This window comes from Nocardia brasiliensis, assembly GCF_042691675.1.
Taxonomy (GTDB): Bacteria; Actinomycetota; Actinomycetes; order Mycobacteriales; family Mycobacteriaceae; genus Nocardia; species Nocardia brasiliensis_D.
In genome coordinates this window covers 4,357,634-4,379,663 of sequence record NZ_CP170507.1, presented here as the reverse complement: position 1 = coordinate 4,379,663, position 22,030 = coordinate 4,357,634, and the positions used below count along the sequence as shown (strand labels likewise).

The following is a 22,030-nucleotide window of genomic DNA, read 5'->3' as shown; positions in this document are numbered from 1 at the left end:
GTGGAGCAAGTCGACTCGGTACTGATCATGGGCGGTTCGGGGCAGGTGGGCGCGGGTGCCGCGGCATTCTTGCGGGAGTGGCACCCGTCGCTGCCGCTGACGATCGCGGGCCGCGACCTCGACCGTGCGCAACGGGTTGCCGACGAGCTCGGCACCGCGTCGGCGGCCGCCATCGACCTGCGACGCGAGGATCTCGGACTGCGCCCCGGCCACACCTATTCGGCGGTTGTCGCGGCACTGTGGGACGAGCACCTGCACGGGTTGGACTACGCGCGTCGGCACGGGTTGCCGTATCTGAGCATCTCCAGCGGTCTGGTGGATCTCGCACCGGAGGTCATCGCGAGCGCTCAAACGTTCGGCGCCGCACCGGTTCTGCTGGCCAGCCATTGGTTCGCCGGTCTGGTGGTCCTTACCACGCTCGAGTGGGCTCGCGAGTTCGACCGGATCGATACGATCCGGATCGGGGCGCTGCTGGACGACCAGGACATGGGCGGACCGGCCGCGATAGCGGAATTGCAGCGCTGGTCCGCCGTGGCCGCGGCATCACTGGTGCGCCGTGACGGTGTCTTCACCTGGGTCAGCGATGCCGAAGCCCAGGCGAGTGTCCGCAGCGTCGATGGCACCGTGCTGCCGGGTTACACCATGGCGATCCCCGACGTACCGAGCATCGCTCTCGCGACGAAGGCGCCGAATGTTCGCTTCGACCTTGCCGTCGGGGAGACCGCGTCCAGGCGGCGGGGCGAACCGGCTTCGCTGGAGATCCGGATCGACATCGAAGGTGTCGGCGCAGCGGGTGCGCCACTGAGCATCAGCCGTTATCTCCTCCACCCTGCGGGGCAGGGCCCGTTGACCGCCCTCGGTGTCGCTCTCGGTGTCGAACGATTGATCGGTCTGCGCGGCGAGAAGGTGGCGCCTGGCATCCACACCCCCGAGGCGTTGCTCGACTCCGCCTACGCCGTCGAGCGGATGGTCGAGATCGGCACCATCTTCCTCGACGCTCGCGAGAGCTCCCCTGTCGAACGGCTGGCTGACTCGAGCGGAGCCACCGCATGAGTGCCGACTGGCGGCATACCCGATCGGCGGTGCTGGGACGGGCGGTCGACGCGTGGCTGGGGCTCCCGCCCGCGGTGGTGCCCGTCCCGAAGGTGACAAAGGGCCTGCGGATCCCCATGCCCGATGGGGTCGAACTGATTGCCGATCGGTACCGCCCACCTGGCGAGGCCCCGTTGCCGGTGGTGTTGATCCGCACGCCGTACGGCCGGAGCGGGCCGTTCATGAGCCTGTTCGGGCCGGTGTTCGCACGCCGCGGCCTACAGGTCGTGACGCAGAGCGCGCGGGGCACGTTCGGCTCGGGTGGCAAGTTCTGGCCTTTCCACCAGGAGCGGGACGACGGCTTGGCCACTGTTGCGTGGCTGCGCGCGCAGCCGTGGTGCGACGGCCGAATCGCCACGGCCGGTGCCAGCTATCTGGGCCACACCCAATGGGCGCTCGCGCCCTATCTCGATGAGCCGCTCGAGGCGATGTGCATCGGTGTCGGTGCGTCGGAGTTCGTCAGCTCGACCTACCCCGGCGGCGCGTTCGCTCTGGACAACTCGTTGTCCTGGTCGGCGCTGATCGGCACTCAGGAAACACCGCTGTCGGGTCTACGTCAGATACATCCGCTGTTCGGAGTCCGGCGACGCACCCGCGCGGCCATGAGCACACTGCCGCTTCGCGACGCCGACGTGGCGGCGATCGGTAAACCGGTGCGGTTCTTCGCCGAGGCGACCAGCAACGCCGAGACCCCCGAATTCTGGAACCCGAGCGATCACAGTGCGGGCGCCGACTCGCTCACCACGCCCACCAGCGCTGTCACCGGCTGGTACGACCTGTTCTTGCCGGCCCAACTGCGTGACTTCGCCCGGCTACGCGCCGCGGGGTGCCGGGCCCGGATCACCATCGGTCCGTGGGGTCACGGTGAACCGGCCAGCTATCCCGCCATGGTCGCCGACCAGGTGTCGTGGCTGACCGCGCATCTGCTCGGCGACCGGGCGCAACTACAACGCTCTCCGGTGCGACTGTTCCTCCAGCAGGCGAACCGGTGGCTCCACTTCGACAACTGGCCGCCGCCATCCACGGCCGTCCCGATATTTTTGCGTCCGGGCGGTCACCTCGGTGCGCAGCCCGCGGTATCCGCACCGGATGCGTTCACCTACAACCCCGCCGATCCCACCCCGTCGGTCGGCGGGCTGATACTGATCGGCAAAGCGAAAGAGCAGGACAATCGAAGGGTCGAGGCGCGCGCGGACGTCCTGGTGTTCACCGGTGATCCGCTCGACCGCGACCTCGATCTGATCGGCGAGATCACCGCCCGCATCCATGTCCGCACCAGCTCCGGTCACGGCGATGTCTTCGTGCGGCTGTGCGATGTCGACCAGCACGGTGTGTCCCGCAATGTCACCGACGGGATTCTGCGTGTGCGCCCCGATTTCCCTGCCGCAGACCACGACGGGGTCGCCACCGCCCAGCTCGAGCTCACCGCCACCGCCTACCGCTTCCGCCGCGGCCACCGGTTGCGAGTTCAGGTGTCCGGAGGAGCCTTTCCCCGCTTCGCCCGCAACCATGGCAGCGGCGAACCCACCGCCACAGCCACCACCATGACTCCCTACCGCATCGAGATTTTCCACGACCCGTCCCGGCCGTCACAGCTGGTGCTGCCCGTCTTCGGCTGAACCGGCCGGTTGACCCGACGGGCATGAAACCGCTCTCGGTGTCGAAAGATTCACCACAACGGATGGAGGGCAAACCGAATGTCCCACACGCGCGGAAGCGCGCTGGCCGCTCGATTGGGCAAGGTCGGAGTCTGGCTGGGCGGCCTCAACTCGGCATCGGCACCTGTCGCGCAGGCTGCCGCCGCACAGATCGAGCGCCTCGGTTACGGGGCGCTATGGATCCCCGAAGGTTTCGCCACCAGAGAGGCGTTCACCCACGCGGGCCTGCTGCTCGCCGCGACCCACTACATCAGTGTGGCCACCGGTGTCGCGAACATCTGGGCTCGGGACGCGACCGCGACCAACGCGGCCGCCCATACCCTCGCCGAGGCATATCCCGATAGGTTTGTCCTCGGCTTGGGCGCCAGCCATGGCCCCGAGGTCGAGGTTCGCGGCCACCGCTATGCGAAGCCACTCACCGCGATGCGCGATTATCTCGACGCTATCGACGCCGCCGGGTACGACAGCCCGCTCCCCTCGCGGCCAGTTCCCCGGGTGCTGGGCGCATTGCGTCCCGGGATGTTGGCCCTGGCCAGAGATCGCGCGAGCGGGGCACACCCGTATTTCGTGACGGCCGAACACACCTGCAGGGCACGCGAGATTCTCGGCGAGGGGCCGCTGCTGGCGCCCGAGCAAGCCGTGCTGTTGGAAACCGACCCGGCAACCGCGCGCTCCCTGGCACGCCAGCACTACCTTGCCCGCTCGATCGACCGGCCCAACTACATCAACCACCTGCGAGCGCTGGGATTCGGCGAAGACGACCTCACCGGCGGCGGCAGCGACAGACTTGTCGACGCACTCGTGGCCTGGGGTGATCAGGACACGATCCGCCGACGAGTCCTCGAACACCTCGACGCAGGCGCCGACCACGTCGCAATCCAACCCATTACCGCCGCACCACATGACCTCGGACTCGACCAGCTCCAGGAACTTTCACCAGGATTCCCACTGAACCGCGGATCCGTCGGGACTACTGCTCGATCACGGTCAGCGTGTCAGGAAGGTATGTAATGCGGTGATCAGCGCGGCCGGGTTGTCCTCTTGGACGTTGTGGCCCGCGGCCGGTATGACCACGAGTTCGCCGTAGGGGATGCGGCCGACAAGGCGTTCGGCGGTTGCCTGGGGAACCACTCTGCTGCGTTGGCCGCGCACCAGCAGCACCGGCACTTCGGTCAGCTGGGCGGGCAGCCGGGTGATGGCCGCGAGAATGGCGGGGTAGTCGGGTGGGCGGGGATCGGCCTTCGGCACCCAATCGCCTTCGGGCACACGGCGAAACAGGGTGCTCATGCGGTAGCGGACGGTCTCGCGGTTGGCGTGGGGGTTGATCCGCATCGCGGTCTCCACCACCGTCTCGAGTTCTCGCACCGGACCGAGCCCGCTGATGAATTCCCGCATTCGCCGGGTGCTCGCGAAGTCGGCGCCGGGTGCGACATCGATCAGTGCCACCCGCTCCACCAGGTCGGGCCGCGAATCGGCGACGGTAGCCGCGACCACGCCGCCGAGCGACATACCTACCAACCGGACCTGATCGAAGCCGAAGTGGTCGGCCGTGGCGACGACGTCGGCGGCCATGGTGTCGATTCCGTAGTCGTCGGACCACTCGCTGTCGCCGTGACCACGCAAATCCAGCGCGATCAACCGGGCAGCGCCACGCAGGCCGAGGCAGACGAAATCCCACGTGTGCGCGGTCAGCCTGCCGCCGTGCAGCAGGATCACCGGGAAGCCCGTTGCACCCCAGTCGAATCCATGCAACGCGCAGCCCGCGCGAGAGAAGCGGAATTCACGAGGCGGCGTCGGGTCCTCGATCGTGACACCCAGTGTCACCGCCAGCTCGGTCATCGCCGGAACCGTCAATTGTCCTCGCACGTCCCCCACCTTCCTTACCTTGAGCATCCAAGGTAACCCCCCTACCTTGGCAGGTCAAGGCAGAAGAGCCCCGCACCCACCGTCGAACGGGACTTCACCGCGCACGAGCCCGCGTGTCGCCGCAGCCTTGTCCCGTTCGCCGCTCGGGCGTCTGGTGGTGGGGCGAGCTGGTTAGGTCGTCATTCTGAAGACCGCGGAATAGTCGGCGACGAGTTTGCCCTCGGCGACGAGCTTGATCGTCAGTTGCGGCGAGGCGGGAGCGGCGAACGCTACGGGCTGGTTCGCGCCGAGCAGGAGGCTCCCGGCGACCAGGGTGGCACATCGTGCGCCGTCGAAACGCATGGCAGTTCCCATCTCTGGAGGTAGACGGACCAGTACGTCAACGTATGCGAACCCGTGGACAACCTGGATCGGACACGCTGGACCGCGCGCCGACGCGCGAAGATCAATGGCAGGCGTCGGCGATACCGTCGGGCCAGTCGCGCGTCACCTCGACTCCCCCGATGATCGCCTCTGTTCAGCGTGCACTGCGTACTTGCATCCGACGCAGTGCGGCGCGGGGTGGTCATTTCCGCTGACGCGAGTGCCACCGCAGCGGTCGGATCGGCGTGCACCTCGAGTCGTACACGGCTCGATCGGCATCCACTTCGAGCCCAACCACCCCCGATCGGTATGCACCCCAGTTCTCCCCCACCCCCGATCGGCCTGCGACCCCGGCGGAGTTGATGGGCTCGCCGCCGGGGCCGCGTTTTCGGTCGGTTCAGTTGAAGTGCAGGGTGTGGATGGGGATCCGACCGCCTTGCATCGTTCCGTTCATGCATGGGCCGACGAGCGGCTGGCTGTCCACCGGTCCCTGATCCACGTGCAGTCGACCGCCCGCACCGGGTCCGTCCATGATGTTGAGTACGTTCGTGACGGCGGCCGCGGGGTTTCCGCCGGGAACGTGCCATTGCCCGGAAACGCGGCTGACCTCCCCGTTGCCCCACTCCAGGGTGCCTTCGACATGTCCGAGCGCGTCGTTGCAGCTGGCGTTGCCGTTGAACTCGGTGCGGAAGGCAACGTCGGCGGCGGGTGTCCCGGTGCAGCCGCCGATGTCGGCGTTGAATCCGCCCCGAACGGGCACGGTGTTCATGCCGATCGGGTTGGTGTGGAACGTCATTTCACTTGCCGGGCACCAACCGCCTATTGGCTCGGACACCGCAGGTTGTGTGGCAATCAGCGGCGCGGCAACTGAGGCCGCGACGGCAAAGAAAACACCGATTTTCCTGGGTGTTGCCATGTGAATCCTCTCCTTTTCGATCGACCTTGATCTCGTGGGAGTGGTTAACCGCGGGCAATCCCACGGCGAGTAGTCGATACCCGAGCACACCGAGACAAAACCACGAGCCGACGCTTTTTCCGTGCCGCAATTGCGACCGCCTCGAACTCGACTTTCACCGCCGCGTCGAGCCTGGACAGAGTCCGATGCCGACGCTTGTCTTCGATTTCCACCGCATCGGCGGCGTCGCGGAACCAGCGCTGCCGATCGGCTCGGGCCGATTCTCGGGAATACGGGCTCGACGAGTTCGTTGCCGCCGGGCGAACAGCGGAAAAGGCTCTACAGGGGCACCACAAGATGTGCGTCGAGCCGACCCCCGCACCGCCGACTCGAAACGCTCAATTCCCCTGCCTCGGCCAATGATCAGGGGGCAACGGCTTCGTAATCGGCGCGTTATCGATCCGCCACAAGGGCGGCGCCGGTGCGCTCTGGTACTGGAACGCCATAAGCCCGCCGATGACCAGTGCCACTGCCGCCAACGAACCGGCCAGTGGCCGCACCCACCGTAGTTGCGTCACCCGCCACAGTCGCCACAGATTCGCTACCCGCCACAGTCGCCACAACTGCACTACCCGCCACGGCTGCCACAGTCGCAGTTCGTTCATGCCACAGTCCCGTCGTCGCACGGCATAAACGGAATCGTGCTGGCGGCCAATACGTTACGCAACCACGCTGCAACTGGGGAACCAACCGGTGGGGGCTGCCGAAATCGATCCGACGCGACAACGGTTCGCAGGCCCTCGCATTCCGCCGTGGGCTCGCAGCCCCCCGACCGGTTCGATGACCAGCACGCGCCCGGCTGGGTGGGCGGCCGCGCCGAGGCCGCCCGCGGCGTCCAGACGCAGGAGATCGGTCGGGCCGTCGGATCCAGACGCCAACGCCATCGATCAGCAGCGGATGCCGACTTGCACTCGATGCAGAACACTCTGCGCCGCAATAGAAATCGACTACACCGAATCGGCGAGCACACGCGCATCCCCCAGCGCATCGGCCAGCGCGACCAGCGCATCGGAGCATCCCGCATTCAGCGTGAGCGTCGCCAGTTCATCCCCCCGGGTGTTTCCGCGATTGACAATCACCACGGACCGCCCATGTTTCGCCGCGTGCCGCACGAAACGCAAACCCGACATGACGGTCAGCGACGACCCGGCGACAAGCAGTGCGTCCGCCTCGTCGACGAGTTCGAATGCCGCCGCCACGCGCTCCTTGGGCACATTCTCCCCGAAATACACGATGTCGGGCTTGAGCATTCCCCCACAGCCCACGCAATCGACCATCCGGAAACTGTCGGTATCAGCGATCACCGCATCGGCATCGGGCGCAACCTCCACACCATTGGTCGTGGCCCCCTCGGCGAAGCCCGGATTCAGCGCCTCCAATTGCTCCGCCAACGCCATCCGGGAAACCACGGCATCACAATTCAGACAGCGCACCCGCGCGTAGGTGCCGTGCAGATCGATCACCCGGCGATGCCCCGCCTTCGTGTGCAGCAGGTCGACGTTCTGCGTGATCAGACCACTCACCACGCCCATGCGTTCCAGCCGGGCCAGCGCGCGATGCCCCGAATTCGGCCGCGCCGCATCCATCCGCCGCCAGCCGACATGATTGCGCGCCCAATACCGCTGCCGGAACACCGCGTCGCCGACGAACTGCTGATAGGTCATCGGATTGCGCGGCGGCGAGGCGGGCCCGCGATAATCGGGAATCCCGCTGTCGGTCGACACACCGGCACCGGTCAGCACCGCCACGCGCCGACCGGCGAGCAACTCGACCAGCCGCTCGAAGCCCGCACCGGCAGGCAGTTCCGAGACATCCGACATCAGTTCAGGGTACGGCGGCCCGCCACCGAGGGGTCAGACGCGCCGCATCACCGACACCACCTTGCCCAGCACGACGGCCTCGTCACCGTCGATGACCGAGTAGGCGGGGTTGCGCGGTTCGAGATACACGTGACCGTTGCGCCGCCGATACACCTTCACCGTGGCTTCGCCCTCGATCATCGCGGCGACGATCTCGCCCGAATGCGCCTCGTTCTGCTGACGCACCACCACGATGTCGCCGTCACAGATCGCCGCATCGATCATCGAATCCCCGCGCACCCGCAGACCGAACACGGTGCCGCGGCCGACGAGCTGACGCGACATGGTCACCATGTCGTCGGTGTGTTCCTCGGCGAGAATCGGCGTCCCCGCGGCGATGTCGCCGACGACCGGCACGGCCACCGAATCCTCGTTCGATTCCCGCGGCGCCGACCCCTGGAGGAACATTCGCACATCGATCGGCCGCGACATGGTCTCGCTGCGCCGCAGAAACCCCTTCTCCTCCAGGCTGTTCAGATGCTTCGACACCGACGACGAAGACCGCAACCCCACCGCGTCCCCGATCTGCCGCGAGTTCGGCGCATACCCGTGCCGGAGCACCCAGTCCCGAATCGTGGCAAGGATGCGCTGCTGCCGCTCCGGCAGCCGGGAAGTGTCGAGATGGTCGAAGTCGTCGTAGGTCACCCGGGAATCGTAGAGGTCGGCGCCGATCGCACCGCCGCACAGGCCATTCCAGTGGAGTGTCGTGATCCGCTCGAGATTTCACGCCCGGCCGAGGTGGTCGAGGAACAGCTCATGCGGCCACTCCTCGCGCAGGACACGTTCGAGGATCGGGTCACTGGAGTCGGTGCAGTAGGGGGTCTTGCCGGTGTCGCGGACCCTCGCGACGACCGGAGCGGCCAGCAGGCCCCACGGTTCGATGGCATTCGCGAGCGCGCCGTCCACCCGCAACGTGGCGTATTCGGGTTCGAACCAGACATCGAAGATCGGCCGCAGTTCGCGCGGGTCGATCGCGATCCAGACGCCATAGGTGAGGGTGTATCCCGCGGTGAGGGTGATGGGAAGCAGTGCCCGGACGAACGCACCGAGCTGCGGAACCTGCATCATGACCGACCCATGGGCGGTGTCCCCGCTCATCCAGGTGCCGGGTGTCAGCTCTTTCCCCGGCAGGTCGCGCACAGGATCCGGCAAGATGAATCGGATATGCCTGTCGTGGCTACCCAGGGGATCCCCGCAGGTCGGACAAGCACCGAAAGCCGCCGGATCCGACGGCTGGTCGTGCGCGTCGTGGTCAGGCTTCGGTACCTCGTTCGGCTGTGCTTCGCTCGACACAGAATTCGTTCCCTTCGGGGTCGAGGAGGGTGACCCAGCCGAGACCTTCGGCGGTGCGGTGATCCTCGTACAGTGTCGCCCCGAGGCCGATGATGCGCTCGACTTCCTCGTCGCGGGTGCCCTCGGACGGCATCCAGTCGAAGTGGATGCGGTTCTTCACCGTCTTGGCCTCGGGGACCCGGATGAACAGCAAACCGGGCACGGGCGCGGGGGCGATCAGCAGAGCGTCGTCGTCGCCGGGTTTGTCCTCGTCGGATACCGGCCAGCCGGTGACGGTGCTCCAGAACGTCGCGAGCTCGTAGGGGTCGGCGCAGTCGATGGTCACGTGACGAAGAATCATGTCCGGGAGCCTAACGGTGAGCCGAGTGCCGATGCAGCGCAATAAGACTGCCGGTTCGGGTGGCTCGCGGCGGACCGGCGCGCGCCGCGCAGGCGACCGCATAGCAGGATTGGCCCGGTGCACTCCTTCGTCTTCGACCAGGTCGACGTGATCGCCGGTTCGACACCCCTGCTTGTCGACCTCGACCTCACCCTGCCCGGCGGGCGGTGCACCGCGGTGGTCGGGCCGAGCGGGACGGGCAAGAGCACGCTGCTGCGGCTACTCAACCGGCTCGCCGAACCGAGCAGCGGACGGATCCTGCTCGACGGCGCCCCGATCACCGGACTCGACGTGCTGGAGTTGCGCCGCCGAGTCGGGCTGGTGCCGCAGCGGGCGGTGCTGTTGACCGATCTGGTAGTCGACGAGGTGCGGGTCGGCCGAGCCGATCTGCCGATGTCGAAGGTGGCGGCGCTGTTGGCCCGGGTCGGCTTGCCGGAGTCGTTCGCCGAACGCCGCTGTGCCGAACTGTCCGGCGGTGAGGCCCAACGGGTATGCCTGGCCCGCGCACTGGCCGTCGAACCCGACGTGTTGCTGTTGGACGAACCGACCTCCGCGTTGGACACCGCCGCCGCGGCCATAATCGCCGACCTCATCCGCGCGCACCTCGCCGCGGGCGGCACCGTGGTACTGGTCAGCCACGACCACGCTTTCGTGCGATCAGTCGCCGACGACATCTTGTTACTCGACAACAAACGCCTGATCCGTGATGGGCACTCCGATCAGATCGATCGGAAGTCGTGATGGTGGACGGCCTTTCGGTACCCGACTGGACCGGTGTCTCCGCGTCACTACTGCTCGTCGCCCTGGCCGCCGTCATCGCCTACCGGCAGCGGCTGAACCTGACCCGTGAACTGGTGATCGCCGCGATCCGGGCCGGAGTGCAACTGGTCGCGGTGGGTGCGATCCTGCTGATCGTGTTCCGGCACACCGCATTGCCCGGCGCGTTCGCCTGGGTGGTCCTGATGGTGCTCATCGCCGGACAGGTCGGCGGACGTCGCGGCGCGGGCCTGCCACAGGCGCGGCGGGCCGCCACGATCGGCGTGGCCGTCGGCGCTGCCAGCACGCTCAGCGCGCTCCTGCTGCTCGGCGTCATCTCCACCGAACCTCGCGTCGTCGTCCCCGTCGGCGGGATGGTCGTCTCCGGCGCCATGCAAGCCACCGGCATCGCGCTACGCCGAATCCGCGAGGACGCCCACCAATCCCGCCCCGCCATCGAAGCCCGCCTGTGCCTGGGTTTGCCCGCCCGCCAAGCCTTTCTGCCGCACCGACGGTCCGCCCTGCGCACCGCCCTGGTCCCGTCGATCGACGCCACCAAAGTCGTCGGCCTCATCAGCCTCCCCGGCGCCATGACCGGACTCATCCTCGCCGGCGTCGACCCCCTCACCGCCATCCGCTACCAAATCGTCGTCATGTACATGCTCCTCGCCGCCACCGCCCTAGCCGCCCTCGTCGCCGCCCGAGTAGCCGAACGAGCACTGTTCGACTCCGCCCAACGCCTAGTCCCACTACCCGACTAGCCCTCAGCTGTCCATGATCAACGGGACATGGTGGCGGCATTGTGCGAGTAAGCCCACCGTCATGTCCCGTTGATCATGCTTGCTCGACCGTGGCCGGCGGACGGTCGACGGTCAAGTCTGGGGGCTCGGTTTCGTATCGTTCGATGTCGACGAGGCATAGTTGGCCGGTGCTGCCTTGGCTCAGGGTCGAGGAGGGGCGGTCCGGGGTGAGGACGTTCGGGTTGCCGTGGCGGCAGAAGGCCGGGTCGGTGGGGGCCGGGTCGTACCAGGCGCCGGTGGACAGTTGCGCTACTCCTTGGCGGACGGCGTCGTCGATGATCAGTCCGGCCAGGCAGCTGCCCTGTTTGCTGAAGACGCGGACCACGTCGCCGTCGCGCAACCCACGGGCGGCGGCCTCGTCGGGATGTAGCCGAACCGGTTCGCGCCCAGCGACTTTGGCGGATCGACTGTACGCGCCGACGTCGAGCTGGCTGTGCAGCTTGGAGCGTGGCTGGTTGGCGATCAACTGCAGGGGGAACTCGGCGGCGGCCGGACCGCCCAACCACTCGTCGGGCTCCAGCCACACCGGGTGGCCGGGGCAATCGGCGTAACCGAAGCCGTCGATGGTTTCGGAGAAGATCTCGATCTTGCCGCTGGGCGTGGTGAGCGGGAACCGCTGCGGGTCGGCGCGGAAGTCCGCACCCAGCACCTGCTGCGGGTCGGGCACCGGCAGTTCGATGTGCTCACTCGCCCAGAAGGTGTCGAAGTCGGGCAGTTCATGCTCGGTGTGCCGCTGCCGCCATTCCTCGTACAGGTGGCGCAGCCATTCGACGACGGTGCGGCCCTCGGTGAATTCCTTTCCGACGCCGAGACGTTCGGCCAGCTCACCGAAGATGGCGTAGTCGTCTCGCGCCTGCCCGTGCGGGCGCGTGATCGCCTTCATCGCGAAGAAGACACGGTCGTTCTCCCCCGCGCCATAGTCGTCGCGTTCGATGGTCATGGTCGAGGGGAGCACGATGTCGGCGTGCCGGGCGGTCGACGTCCAGAACGAATCGTGCACCACCACGGTCTCGGGCCGGGTGAACGCCGCCCGCAGCCGGGCCAGATCCTGGTGGTGGTGAAAGGGATTGCCGCCGGCCCAGTACACCAGCCGAATGTCCGGGTACACCAGATGCTGGCCGTCGTATTCGAAGGGCTGGCCGGGATTGAGCAGCATGTCGGAGATCCGCGCCACCGGAATGAACGTGTCGACCCCGTTCGGTCCTTGCGGCAGCCGCGGCGGCGAGAATCCGCGCGCCGGCTCACCCAGGCTCGCCGCCGACCCGTAACCGTGCCCGAACCCACCGCCGGGCAGCCCGATCTGGCCCAGCATCGCCGCCAGCACCACACCCAACCACAGCGGCTGCTCACCGTATTGCGCGCGCTGCAGCGACCAACTGACCGTCACCAGGGTCCGCGCGGCCGCCATCTCGCGCGCGAGCGTCCGGATGCGCTCGACAGTAAGACCCGTGATCGGTGCGGCCCACTCCGGCGACTTCACGACGCCATCCACCTCGCCGCGCACATAGCCGACGAAACGCTCATAGCCCACCGTGTACTTGTCCAGGAATTCCTTGTCCGCCAACCCCTCGGCGTCCAGCACCTGAGCCAGCGCGAGCATCAACGCCGCGTCGCTACCGGGCCGCGGGGCAAGCCATTCCGCCTCCGCCTCGGCCGGAGTGTCATCGCGCAGCGGCGTGACCGACACGAATCGGCAACCCCGCGCCCGCGCGGCACCGATCCAGCCCCGCGTGTTGTGCCGAGACACACCGCCCGGGGACACCGCCGAGTTCTTCGGGGACAACCCACCGAACGCCACCACCAGCTCCGCATGCTCAGCCAGCGATTCCTTCGACGTCGCCTGCGTCATGATCCAGCCGATATCGCCGATCACGTGCGGCAGCAGCACCGTCGACACCCCGAGGCTGTAGCTGTTGACGTGGCGCACATACCCGCCGAGACAGTTCAGGAATCGGTGCACCTGACTCTGCGCATGGTGAAACCGCCCCGCACTCGCCCACCCGTAGGAGCCGCCGTAGACGGCTTCGGCCCCGTACTCGCGGTACACCCGCGCCAACTCGCCCGACAGCAGATCCAGCGCGGTCTCCCAGGACACCGGCACGAACGGCTCGTCCCCGCGCCCGGTGCCGCCCGGCCCCCGCTCCAACCACCCCTGACGAACATAAGGTTGATCCACCCGGGTCGGATGATGCTGCGCGGACGCCACATTCTCGATCAGCCGCGTCGGCTCCGGGTCAGCGCGCCACGGCCGCACGGCGGTCAGGCGATCACCATCGCTGTCTGCTTCGAAAGCTCCCCAATGTGTCAAATGCGTCGTCACCGTCTCACCGTAACGGCAGCCTCCGACAAACTGTCAGCACCATGTGACGCGCGACTCACCCACGCCTCGAACACTTTTCAACCGAGCAGACTGCCCGATTCAGGCGCGACGCAGTTCGAACATCCGGAACTGACGACCGCCGGACAATTCGTATTCCATTTCGTACCCCGGCCAGAATTCGACGGCCAGATCCCACGCCCGCTTGCGATCGACGCCGGTGATCTCGGTGACGGTGACCGTGAACTGCTCGCCCTGGTGCCGGACGGTGGCAGTATCGGCGGCACGCAGATTGGCCGACCACACCGGATGCTTGGGACTACCCCAGTTGGAACCGAGCACAAGGAAGTTCTCACCGCGCGGCACGTACAGCAGCGACGTGGTCCGCGGAATGCCGGTCTTGCGGCCGGGAACGGTGACCTCGATCGAGGGCAGTCCGACCAGATCCAGCACACCCATCCGGCCATCGGTCCAGCGCCGCACCGCCCGCTCCACCGGAATCACGACCGGCGCCGTGCGCATCACCCAGCGCTGTTGGGCGAGCCGACGGGCAATCGGAGGCAGCGGATTCGACACCATCCTCGAATCCTGACACGTCTTCGTTCAGCGCAAGCATCGGCAGCCCGGACCGAGGGGCATCTCACATCGGACCCACCGGGCCCGGTTCGGCAAAGTCGTTGACAGACAACGCTCCACGAACGACAAAACCAGTCCGCATCATCCACGCCTGGCGGACCATGAATGCCATGGACGACTTACCGAACGACGCCGCCGAGCCCGCGGAGCCGGACAGCGCACGCCTGCGGGAAATCCGGGCCGCCGCCGAGGTCGAGGCCGAAAAACACACCGTCCTGGTACGCACCCAGCGCGCCGGTCGCCTCGTCAGCGGCGCCATGCTGCCATGGTTCCTGGTCCACCCACCCCAGGGCTACGCCGTGCTCACCACCATCGGACGCAAGACCGGCAAGAAGCGCCGCACATGCGTCCGGGTGATCCGTCGCGACAACCTCGCCTACCTTGTCCAACTGACCCCACCACATATCGCGATGTCGCGCCCCGGCGCGCCCAGCGGCTGGCTGCTCAACATCCGCGCCCACCCGCACGTCCGAATCCGCCTGCCCGACGGAACATTCGACGGCGTCGGCCGCGAAATCACCGACCCGACCGAACGCGCGATCGCACGAACCATCCTCTGCGAGACCGTCACGCCGACCGATTACGGCGAATGCGCCCTTCATCTACGCGGCCGCCCGAGCCGAACCAAAATCCAAGAGCTACATCGCTATTGGTTCGACACCGGCAACCCACTCGTCATCGAGCTCGAGCACCGACCCGCATAGCCCGACCAGCACCGCCGCCGGACACAGCCGAGCGCGCACCGCCACCCCGCACTACCACGCGGGCATCGAAGACCAAGGCTACTCCACGACCCCGGTACTTTGGAGAGCGCGCACATCGGGCGCGACCTCATCGGAAAGGATGCAGCCTCTTGATGATCGGTGCCGTCAGGCCGCCCACCGCACCACCGTTGCGCCGCCACTTACGAAGAGCCGCCTGATGTTCGCGCGCTGGGGAGATCTCGTCTATCGCCTGCGGTTCGCCGTCATCGGCATCGTCGCCGCCGGACTGCTCGGACTCGGCGGATACGGCCACGACCTCGGAAACCATCTCGGCGCCAGCGGATTCGACGATCCGACCTCGGAATCCTCACTCGCGGCCCGCATCTCAGACGACGCGTACGGCCGCGACCACCTGGCCGACGTAATCGTGCTCTACACCGCTCCTCCCGGCGTGCGACTCGACGATCCAGCGTTCAGCGGCAAGATCATCGACAATCTCGACAACCTGCGCCGCAAGCATCCCGACCAGATCGACAAGGTCAACGGCTCCTACTGGACGACCGAGGCCGGTCCGGGACAACCGGCCGCCTTCGGAAAACCCGAGAAGAATCGAGCCTTCGCCTCTATCGCCATCAAGGGCGACAACGACACCGACACGGTCAACAACTACCGCGCGGTGCAGGGAGCCTTCGAGATCCCCGGCGTCGACGTCCAGGTCGCGGGCTTGCAGCCATTGGCAGGCGCACTGACCGACACCCTCGCCGACGACATCCACCGCATGGAACTGCTCGCCTTCCCCGTCGTCGCGGTCCTGCTGTTCTTCGTCTTCGGCGGTCTCGTCGCCGCGGCGCTGCCGTTGATCATCGGCGTCCTCACGATCATCAGCGCCAATGGGATCGTCCGATTCATCACCGAGTTCACCGACGTCAACTCGTTCGTCTCCAGCGTCGTCTCGATGGTCGGTGTCGGCCTCGCGATCGACTACGGCCTGTTCATCGTCAGCCGCTTCCGCGAAGAACTAGCCGAGGGCTACGACACCCGCATCGCGGTGCGCCGCACCGTGATGACCGCCGGACGCACCGTGGTCTTCTCCGCGGCCATGATCGTCATCAGCCTCGGCGGCATGCTGTTCTTCCCCCAGGGCTTCCTCAGATCGCTGGCCTACGGCTCCATCGCGACCGTCTCCCTCGCGGCGCTGTCGGCCATCACCATTCTGCCCGCCGTCCTCAGCATTCTCGGACCACGCGTCGACCTGCTCGGGATGAAACGTTTCCTCCGGACCAAGACCGCCGAGGAGGTCGAAAACGGCTTCTGGGGCCGCACCACCCGATGGGTGATGCAGCATCCGTTGAAGATCGCCATCCCCATCTGTATCGGACTGCTGATCCTGATCACCCCGGTCAAGAACATCGCCTTCGGCACGTTCAGCGAAACCTACCTTCCGCCGGACAACCCGACCCGGGTAGCCCAAGAGGAGTTCGACGCCACCTTCCCGCTCCGCAAGCCCGACCCCGTACGGCTCGTGTTCCTCACCGAGACCGACAATCGCACGGCCATCGGCGCGGCCCTCAACCAGGCAAACCGAGCGCCCGGGCTCGTCCAGCTGTCACAGGGAACATCGGCCCAGTTCCACTCCCCGGTGCCCTCGACCAAACGGCCGGGCGTGTTCCGCACGGAGGCGCCGCTGACCAATCCCAAGGACGCCAACGAGACGATCGACTATCTACGCTCGATCGAGTTGCCCGACGACGTCACCATGCTGGTCGGTGGCACGCCCGCGTTCCAGAAGGACACGATCGACGGACTCTTGGGCCGCATCCCGTTCATGGTCGTCGTGGTCCTTTTCCTCACCACGCTGCTCATGTTCCTGACCTTCGGGTCCCTCGTGCTGCCGATCAAAGCCGTCCTGATGAGCATCCTCGGCCTCGGCTCGACACTGGGCATCCTGACCCTCATCTTCGTCGTCGGCTACGGCGCGGATCTGCTCAATTTCACGCCGCAGCCGATCCAGGCGGTCGTCCTCGTACTGATCATCGCCATCGTCTACGGCCTGTCCACCGACTACGAGGTATTCCTGTTGTCCCGCATGGTCGAAGCCCGAAACAAGGGCGCGACCACCACCGAGGCCATCCGTATCGGCACCGCGCACACCGGCGGCATCATCACCGCCGCGGCGCTCATCCTGCTCGTCGTCACCGGCGCCTTCGCCTTCTCCGATCTGGTGATGATGAAGTACATCGCCTACGGCATGATCGCCGCGCTGTTCATCGACGCCACCATCCTGCGGATGCTCCTGGTCCCCGCTGTCATGAAACTGCTCGGCGACGACTGCTGGTGGGCACCCGCCTGGATGCAGCGCGTACAAAAACGAGTTGGGCTCAGCGAACCGATCCTCGCCGACGAACACGCCGCCACCCGCAACATGCCGGACCTCGTCGAGACCACACCCATCACCGACCCGGTCACCTTGACCCTCCCCATCATCACCGACGAGAAGCAGCGACACTGACGGAATTCGCCCATAGCGGAATCACTTACCCCGCACAGGCTTCCGAATTAGCGTGAGCACCTCGAAGGGAGGTCGAGCATGAACGCTCCGATCAAGTTCTCGATGACCGCCAATGTGATCGAGGTCGGCACCTGGCCGGAATTCGCCCGAGGGTGTGAGCAAGACGGGTTCGACGCCCTCATGGTTCCGGACCATCCCGGCTCGTTCGCTTCCCCGTTCGTTGCCCTCGCCGCGGCAGCGACGGCGACCGAGACCATCCGGCTCGGGACCAACGTGGTGAATGCCGGGATGTGGGAGCCATACCTGCTCGCCGGCGAGGTCGCCACGCTCGACGTCGTCTCGGGTGGCCGGGCCCTGTTCGGGATCGGCGCCGGGCACACCCCGGCGGAATGGACGATGCAGGGACGTGCGCACCCGTCGGCCGCCGCGCGAGTCGATCGGATGATCGAAGTCACCGACACCACTCGGCGGCTGCTCGCCGGTGAGACCGTGACCTTCGACGGAGATCATGTGCGACTGCGCGACGCCGTGCTGACCCGGCCCCGGCCGGTGCAGGAGCAGATTCCGCTGCTGGTGGGCGGCAGCGGGCCGCGCGTGGTTCGCTATGCCGCCGCGAACGCGGATATCGTCGGGTTCTCCGGGCTCGGGCGGACGCTGCCCGACGGGCATAATCACGAAACCCGTTGGGGCCGTGACCAAATCGACGCGCAGGTCGAGGTGGTGCGGGAGACCGCGGCCAAGGCGGGGCGCGATCCCGCGTTCGAGGCGCTGGTGCAGCATGTGGAGATCACCGATGACGCCGAGGCCGCCTGTGCCCGCTTCGCCGCGGATATCCCGACCACCAGCGTCGCCGAGTTGCTCAGCGCGCCTTACGTGTTGATCGGCACGGTAGACGAACTGGTCACCGAGCTTCGTGAGCACCAGAAGCGTTGGGGGTTCAATCGATTCGTCATGCGCGCCCCCGCCCGTGCGGCCGGTGCGCAACTCCTCGCCGCGCTCGACTGATCGAAGTTCTAGTAGAGAGGGGTGGCAGCCAGCTGGCTGCCACCCCTCTCGTCCGTGCCGGGTGAGTGGATGTCGGCGTGAGGTTGGTCGTGTGGTGATGTGTGGGTTGTTGATGTTGGACTGAGCTATATTCATAGATGCGCATATCCACGTATCCATATGTGATATTCCAGTTTCCGCGTTCCTGCCGCCCTGTTCGACCCGGCCACTGAACAGTTCCCGTACTACGAAGTGCCCTCGCTCGAGCCTCTACAAGACCCCAGGGCTACTCCCCTGCCGCACAACCGACGCTTCCCCCGACTGCCCTCCCCCGCAGCGTCGACTAGCGGCTCGAGGCGACCTCGTCGGCAGCGAAAGATGCCAAACCTATCTCCCGGTACTGCTTCATGAGCTGGGCGTATCGACGTCGATTGCGAGTCAGCGGCGTCTGGGTGATCGCTTCGGGCACCAACCGATTCGCGAGCCGAAGCGACCTGGTCAGCACCGCGAATTCCAGGTCGTGACGCCTGCCCCAGCGCACCGGCGTGAGTGCCCGCACGCCCGGATGCATGATGCCGAAGCCGAGGACGTAGCCGACGTGCCCGGCAACCGGCCCGACCAGCTTCCACAGCGGTGTCGCGGCCGTCGGGAGGAAGTCGGGCAACGGCGGCCGCAACACGATGTCGGTGACGTTCTCGAGCGTGGCGGTGGCCGCCAACTTCTCGGCAACCATGCGGTCGTAATACGCACACAGTTCGGGATAGCTCTCGACCAGTCGGGAACGGCCGGGTAGCTGCAATTCCTCGGTCAACTGCCGGTACCGGTCCCAAATCGCCTGATCCTCAGCAGGACTCAGCCGATGGCCGGTCACCGCGACGAAGGCGCCGCGGTGCACGAAGAAGGTGCTGATCAAGATCCAGTTCCAGGACTCGGGCATCAGCGCGCTATAGCGGACCCCGTTGGCGCCCACACCTTTGACATCGCGATGCAGTTCCTTGAGCCGCCGCATCTCCGCGCGCCGGTCGGCGTCCTGCCCCGAGAAGGCGATCTGATCCGAGGCCGCGGTGCGCAAGGCACGGCCCCACGGCGCGTTGCGGATGCGGCCGGTGTTCTCCAGGGCCGCCGACACTTCCGGCAGCATCGCCTGATCGAACAGGCCCGCGGCGAAGAAGGCGATGTACATCGTTCCGGCGAACCGTTCGAAGCGGTCCGCGACGTCGTCACCTTCCGGCCAGGAAACCGCCGCGGATGACGGCGCGGCGGCGGTCAGTTGACCAGGTCCGGCCGATTGCCGCACGGGACATGTCATCGGTGAACTCCCTTGTTCCGGCGCCAACGGATCGTCCCGCTCGTGCGCCATCTCCGCGTATCTGGTGCAGCGCGGCACCAAATTATTCTGGTGTCAGAGTGCACCAAATATGCGGGATGGTCAAGAGGATGAGGAAGAATGGCTCGACATGGCAGCAGCGACACGCACCTACGGCGGAGTGACCGCAGTCGAACGCCGTGCCGTTCGCCGCGCCGCACTGCTCGAGGCCGCCTTGGATCTGTTCTGCGAGGGCGGCTGGAATCAGGTCACCAAGCGCGCCGTGTGCGCCCGCGCGCGCCTCAATGACCGCTATTTCTACGAGCACTTCACTGATCGCGACGCGCTGATCGAAGCGGTGGCCGAAGAGCTGACGGCCCATGGCCTCGAAGCGGTGGTCACCGCGACCATGCACGCACCGCCGGACCTGCGCGTCCGAGTCAAGGCCGCCGCCGATGCCGCGCTCGATTTCGTGATCGCCGACCCACGTCGAGGTCAACTACTCGTGGGCTCCTACACCGTCGATGTGCTGCAACGCGCCCGGCAAGCCAGCATCCGTACGATCGCCGCCGCCCTGGCCGCGATGACACGTGACGTTCTCGGCGAGTCGGCTCCGGCCGTGTTGGACACCGAGATGGCGGCGTTCACGCTGGTCAGCGGCACCATGGAGCTGGTCGCTGCGTGGGTGCGCGGAGAATTCGACACCGGCCGCGCCCATCTTGCCGAACTCATCGCCGCGATGCTGTTGTCCGGCACCAACTTCGCCGACACCCTGGGCAGTTCCAGTGCTACCGACTCGAGCTCGCAGTAAGCGCTGTGCCGGACGAACACGCTGCTGCCCGAACGCCGGACCGCAGCGACACACACGGATCCCGCCTGAAACGGACATTCGACCAGTTAGGCTGTCCCCCAGTTCCATGGCCCCCGGTCATCTCGTTGAACAGGAGATCCATGCGATCACATCGCCGTCTCTTGGCCACGCTGGCGGCTACCACCGCCGCGCTCATCATCGGAAGCACCAGCACCGCTGCCGCACGGCCGGAACCGCCGGCTCAGGTCGCGCCGTTCGGCGCGGACTTCCTCTGGGGTGTCGCGTCGTCGGGATACCAGTCGGAAGGGCATGCGCCCGACAGCAATTGGTCGCGGTACGTCGCGGCCGGGAAAACCCCTGACCCGTACGGTGATTCGATCGACTTCGTCAACCGGTACCGCTCGGATATCGAGCTGGCGGCGCAGCTGGGCGTGCGGGTCTATCGGATCGGTATCGAATGGGCGCGAGTGCAACCGAAGCCCGGCGAGTGGGACGAGGACGGGCTGCGGTTCTACGACAATGTCATCGCCGCGATCACCGCGGCGGGCATGCGGCCGATGCTGACGCTGGATCATTGGGTGTATCCGGGGTGGGAGGTCGATCGCGGCGGCTGGCGTAACCCGGGGATCGTCGACGACTGGCTGGCCACCGCACGCAAGGTCGTCGACCGCTATGCCTCGAAGGATCCGCTGTGGGTCACCTTCAACGAGCCGACGGTCTACATCGCCAACGAATTGCGCAAGGGTGGACTGTCACCGGTCGACGTGCCCGCCATGCACGATCGAATCGCCCAGGCGCACAACAGCATCTACGACCACATCCACGCGGTCCAGCCGGGTGCCATGGTCACCAGCAATGTCGCCTACCTCCCCGCGGGCGAAGACCTGGTCAACAAGCCACTCATCGACAAGATCGGTGCGCGACTCGACTACATCGGCATCGACTACTACTACGGCCTCACCCCCGAAAGCCTCGTGACCACCCCGCCTGACGTCGAGAAGCTGTGGACGCAACCGCTACACCCGGAGGGCATCTACTACGCGCTGGAGCACTACTCCCGTCAGTTCCCCGGAAAGCCGCTTTATATCGTCGAGAACGGCATGCCGACCGAGAACGGCGCACCCCGCGCGGACGGCTACACCCGCGCCGACAACCTGCGCGACACCATCTACTGGCTGCAACGCGCCAAGGCCGACGGCATGAACCTCATCGGCTACAACTACTGGAGCCTCACCGACAACTACGAATGGGGCTCCTACTCCCCGCGTTTCGGCCTCTACACCGTCGACGTCCTAACCGACCCCACCCTGACCCGCACACCCACCGACGCCGTCCCCGCCTACACCGCGATCACCCGCGCCGGCGGCGTCTCCCCCGACTACCGCCCGACCCGAGCCCCACAACTCTGCTCCCTCGTCGACGCCGCCACCAGCTGCCTCGACCCGCTCACCGTGCCCCGCTGAACCCGCCCGGTAGGACCTCGAATGTCCAGCGCACAAGGCGAAACACCGGACGCGACAACGATGCTGCGTCGTTGGCAAGACTCCGGTGCCTGCTGGCGCGTCATCGGTCGCAGACCCGGCCAGGTGACCGTCGCACTCTACGAGTGCACCGGCGGCCAACAGGTCGATCGACTCACCTCCGACGACCCGGCTCTCCTACACTTCATCGGGGATCGATCGAGCAGCGAAGACTGACCGCGACAGAATTTCGCCGGGTGCCGAAATAATCGCTGCGACAAC

Annotated in this window: 22 protein-coding genes; 11 read left to right on the top strand and 11 right to left on the bottom strand. The window is 66.6% G+C overall.

Translation table 11 applies throughout. The annotated features are described in order from the left end of the window. The 3 genes from ACFK0J_RS20180 to ACFK0J_RS20170 all read left to right on the top strand — a co-directional run bounded on the left by ACFK0J_RS20180 (window position 1) and on the right by ACFK0J_RS20170 (window position 3,761). A complete protein-coding gene (locus ACFK0J_RS20180) occupies window positions 1-1,053 on the top strand; it encodes a saccharopine dehydrogenase (RefSeq protein ID WP_378729470.1) in 1,053 nt (350 codons plus the stop codon). Continuing rightward, a complete protein-coding gene (locus ACFK0J_RS20175) occupies window positions 1,050-2,711 on the top strand; it encodes a CocE/NonD family hydrolase (RefSeq protein WP_378742568.1) in 1,662 nt (553 codons plus the stop codon). Before ACFK0J_RS20180 ends, ACFK0J_RS20175 begins: the two co-directional genes overlap by 4 nt. A gap of 78 nt (window positions 2,712-2,789) precedes the next feature. Next, window positions 2,790-3,761, top strand: a complete 972-nt coding sequence (locus ACFK0J_RS20170; RefSeq protein ID WP_378742566.1) for a TIGR03620 family F420-dependent LLM class oxidoreductase — start codon at window positions 2,790-2,792, stop codon at window positions 3,759-3,761. On the opposite strand, the gene ACFK0J_RS20165 is transcribed toward ACFK0J_RS20170, so the two are convergent. The 8 genes from ACFK0J_RS20165 to ACFK0J_RS20130 form a co-directional block, all read right to left on the bottom strand. Next, a complete protein-coding gene (locus ACFK0J_RS20165) occupies window positions 3,738-4,616 on the bottom strand; it encodes an alpha/beta fold hydrolase (RefSeq protein WP_378742564.1) in 879 nt (292 codons plus the stop codon). The two genes, ACFK0J_RS20170 and ACFK0J_RS20165, sit on opposite strands and share 24 nt — an antisense overlap. A gap of 171 nt (window positions 4,617-4,787) precedes the next feature. Further along, window positions 4,788-4,958: a hypothetical protein gene (locus tag ACFK0J_RS20160; RefSeq protein ID WP_378742562.1), complete on the bottom strand. Its 171-nt coding sequence runs from the start codon at window positions 4,956-4,958 to the stop codon at window positions 4,788-4,790. Window positions 4,959-5,376: 418 nt separating this feature from the next. Then, window positions 5,377-5,775, bottom strand: coding sequence for a hypothetical protein (locus ACFK0J_RS20155; protein WP_378742561.1), 399 nt, complete (start codon window positions 5,773-5,775; stop codon window positions 5,377-5,379). 497 nt (window positions 5,776-6,272) lie between these two features. After that, complete coding sequence (locus ACFK0J_RS20150; RefSeq protein WP_378742559.1) at window positions 6,273-6,539, bottom strand: hypothetical protein; 267 nt, start codon at window positions 6,537-6,539, stop codon at window positions 6,273-6,275. Window positions 6,540-6,881: 342 nt separating this feature from the next. Beyond that, complete coding sequence (locus ACFK0J_RS20145) at window positions 6,882-7,754, bottom strand: NAD-dependent protein deacetylase (protein ID WP_378742557.1); 873 nt, start codon at window positions 7,752-7,754, stop codon at window positions 6,882-6,884. A gap of 33 nt (window positions 7,755-7,787) precedes the next feature. Further along, entirely contained in the window at window positions 7,788-8,438 is a 651-nt protein-coding gene (lexA, locus tag ACFK0J_RS20140; protein ID WP_378742555.1) for a transcriptional repressor LexA, read from the bottom strand. 78 nt (window positions 8,439-8,516) lie between these two features. Then, complete coding sequence (locus tag ACFK0J_RS20135; RefSeq protein ID WP_378742553.1) at window positions 8,517-9,086, bottom strand: DUF2199 domain-containing protein; 570 nt, start codon at window positions 9,084-9,086, stop codon at window positions 8,517-8,519. Then, window positions 9,046-9,426 (bottom strand): VOC family protein, encoded by a 381-nt coding sequence (locus ACFK0J_RS20130; protein ID WP_378742551.1) that lies wholly within the window; start codon window positions 9,424-9,426, stop codon window positions 9,046-9,048. The genes ACFK0J_RS20135 and ACFK0J_RS20130 overlap by 41 nt, the downstream gene beginning before the upstream one ends. 117 nt (window positions 9,427-9,543) lie before the next feature. Between ACFK0J_RS20130 and ACFK0J_RS20125 the strand changes: the two genes are divergently transcribed. Together ACFK0J_RS20125 and ACFK0J_RS20120 are read left to right on the top strand one after the other, a co-directional pair. After that, the gene (locus tag ACFK0J_RS20125) at window positions 9,544-10,206 is read left to right on the top strand and encodes an ATP-binding cassette domain-containing protein (protein ID WP_378742549.1); all 663 of its coding nucleotides are present in this window, start codon (window positions 9,544-9,546) and stop codon (window positions 10,204-10,206) included. Further along, window positions 10,206-10,982 carry an ABC transporter permease gene (locus ACFK0J_RS20120; protein ID WP_378742547.1) on the top strand — a complete coding sequence of 259 codons (777 nt, stop codon included), beginning with the start codon at window positions 10,206-10,208 and terminating at the stop codon, window positions 10,980-10,982. Before ACFK0J_RS20125 ends, ACFK0J_RS20120 begins: the two co-directional genes overlap by 1 nt. Before the next feature lie 73 nt (window positions 10,983-11,055). Here ACFK0J_RS20120 and ACFK0J_RS20115 read toward each other — a convergent pair whose 3' ends face one another. Continuing rightward, window positions 11,056-13,341, bottom strand: coding sequence for a molybdopterin guanine dinucleotide-containing S/N-oxide reductase (locus ACFK0J_RS20115; RefSeq protein WP_378742545.1), 2,286 nt, complete (start codon window positions 13,339-13,341; stop codon window positions 11,056-11,058). Between the two features lie 99 nt (window positions 13,342-13,440). After that, a complete protein-coding gene (locus ACFK0J_RS20110) occupies window positions 13,441-13,917 on the bottom strand; it encodes a nitroreductase family deazaflavin-dependent oxidoreductase (protein ID WP_378742543.1) in 477 nt (158 codons plus the stop codon). A gap of 167 nt (window positions 13,918-14,084) precedes the next feature. Here ACFK0J_RS20110 and ACFK0J_RS20105 point away from each other — a divergent pair, with 167 nt between their 5' ends. From ACFK0J_RS20105 to ACFK0J_RS20095, 3 genes are all read left to right on the top strand, one after another. Beyond that, window positions 14,085-14,678, top strand: a complete 594-nt coding sequence (locus tag ACFK0J_RS20105; protein ID WP_378742541.1) for a nitroreductase family deazaflavin-dependent oxidoreductase — start codon at window positions 14,085-14,087, stop codon at window positions 14,676-14,678. A 217-nt stretch (window positions 14,679-14,895) separates the two neighbouring features. Beyond that, on the top strand, window positions 14,896-17,187 hold the full coding sequence (locus tag ACFK0J_RS20100; RefSeq protein WP_378742539.1) for an MMPL family transporter: 2,292 nt from the start codon (window positions 14,896-14,898) through the stop codon (window positions 17,185-17,187). Between the two features lie 78 nt (window positions 17,188-17,265). Next, a complete protein-coding gene (locus tag ACFK0J_RS20095; RefSeq protein WP_378742537.1) occupies window positions 17,266-18,192 on the top strand; it encodes a TIGR03621 family F420-dependent LLM class oxidoreductase in 927 nt (308 codons plus the stop codon). 322 nt (window positions 18,193-18,514) lie between these two features. Here the strand turns inward: ACFK0J_RS20095 and ACFK0J_RS20090 are convergent, their stop codons facing one another. Then, complete coding sequence (locus ACFK0J_RS20090; protein ID WP_378742535.1) at window positions 18,515-19,480, bottom strand: oxygenase MpaB family protein; 966 nt, start codon at window positions 19,478-19,480, stop codon at window positions 18,515-18,517. Between the two features lie 148 nt (window positions 19,481-19,628). Here ACFK0J_RS20090 and ACFK0J_RS20085 point away from each other — a divergent pair, with 148 nt between their 5' ends. From ACFK0J_RS20085 to ACFK0J_RS20075, 3 genes are all read left to right on the top strand, one after another. After that, entirely contained in the window at window positions 19,629-20,288 is a 660-nt protein-coding gene (locus ACFK0J_RS20085) for a TetR/AcrR family transcriptional regulator (protein WP_378742533.1), read from the top strand. Window positions 20,289-20,428: 140 nt separating this feature from the next. Then, window positions 20,429-21,751: a glycoside hydrolase family 1 protein gene (locus tag ACFK0J_RS20080; protein WP_378742531.1), complete on the top strand. Its 1,323-nt coding sequence runs from the start codon at window positions 20,429-20,431 to the stop codon at window positions 21,749-21,751. A 21-nt stretch (window positions 21,752-21,772) separates the two neighbouring features. Next, a complete protein-coding gene (locus ACFK0J_RS20075; protein WP_378742529.1) occupies window positions 21,773-21,985 on the top strand; it encodes a hypothetical protein in 213 nt (70 codons plus the stop codon). The last annotated feature ends 45 nt before the right edge of the window (window positions 21,986-22,030 follow it).

Bases quoted from the DNA above. Each gene is read 5' to 3' on its own strand.
- ACFK0J_RS20160 (WP_378742562.1), bottom strand. From the start codon at position 4,958: ATGCGTTTCGACGGCGCACGATGTGCCACCCTGGTCGCCGGGAGCCTC.
- ACFK0J_RS20090 (WP_378742535.1), bottom strand. From the start codon at position 19,480: ATGACATGTCCCGTGCGGCAATCGGCCGGACCTGGTCAACTGACCGCC.
- ACFK0J_RS20100 (WP_378742539.1), top strand. From the start codon at position 14,896: ATGTTCGCGCGCTGGGGAGATCTCGTCTATCGCCTGCGGTTCGCCGTC.
- ACFK0J_RS20080 (WP_378742531.1), top strand. From the start codon at position 20,429: ATGCGATCACATCGCCGTCTCTTGGCCACGCTGGCGGCTACCACCGCC.
- ACFK0J_RS20120 (WP_378742547.1), top strand. From the start codon at position 10,206: ATGGTGGACGGCCTTTCGGTACCCGACTGGACCGGTGTCTCCGCGTCA.
- ACFK0J_RS20075 (WP_378742529.1), top strand. From the start codon at position 21,773: ATGTCCAGCGCACAAGGCGAAACACCGGACGCGACAACGATGCTGCGT.
- ACFK0J_RS20085 (WP_378742533.1), top strand. From the start codon at position 19,629: ATGGCAGCAGCGACACGCACCTACGGCGGAGTGACCGCAGTCGAACGC.
- ACFK0J_RS20105 (WP_378742541.1), top strand. From the start codon at position 14,085: ATGGACGACTTACCGAACGACGCCGCCGAGCCCGCGGAGCCGGACAGC.
- ACFK0J_RS20095 (WP_378742537.1), top strand. From the start codon at position 17,266: ATGAACGCTCCGATCAAGTTCTCGATGACCGCCAATGTGATCGAGGTC.
- ACFK0J_RS20150 (WP_378742559.1), bottom strand. From the start codon at position 6,539: ATGAACGAACTGCGACTGTGGCAGCCGTGGCGGGTAGTGCAGTTGTGG.
- ACFK0J_RS20145 (WP_378742557.1), bottom strand. From the start codon at position 7,754: ATGTCGGATGTCTCGGAACTGCCTGCCGGTGCGGGCTTCGAGCGGCTG.
- ACFK0J_RS20175 (WP_378742568.1), top strand. From the start codon at position 1,050: ATGAGTGCCGACTGGCGGCATACCCGATCGGCGGTGCTGGGACGGGCG.
- ACFK0J_RS20170 (WP_378742566.1), top strand. From the start codon at position 2,790: ATGTCCCACACGCGCGGAAGCGCGCTGGCCGCTCGATTGGGCAAGGTC.
- ACFK0J_RS20110 (WP_378742543.1), bottom strand. From the start codon at position 13,917: ATGGTGTCGAATCCGCTGCCTCCGATTGCCCGTCGGCTCGCCCAACAG.
- ACFK0J_RS20155 (WP_378742561.1), bottom strand. From the start codon at position 5,775: ATGACGTTCCACACCAACCCGATCGGCATGAACACCGTGCCCGTTCGG.
- ACFK0J_RS20130 (WP_378742551.1), bottom strand. From the start codon at position 9,426: ATGATTCTTCGTCACGTGACCATCGACTGCGCCGACCCCTACGAGCTC.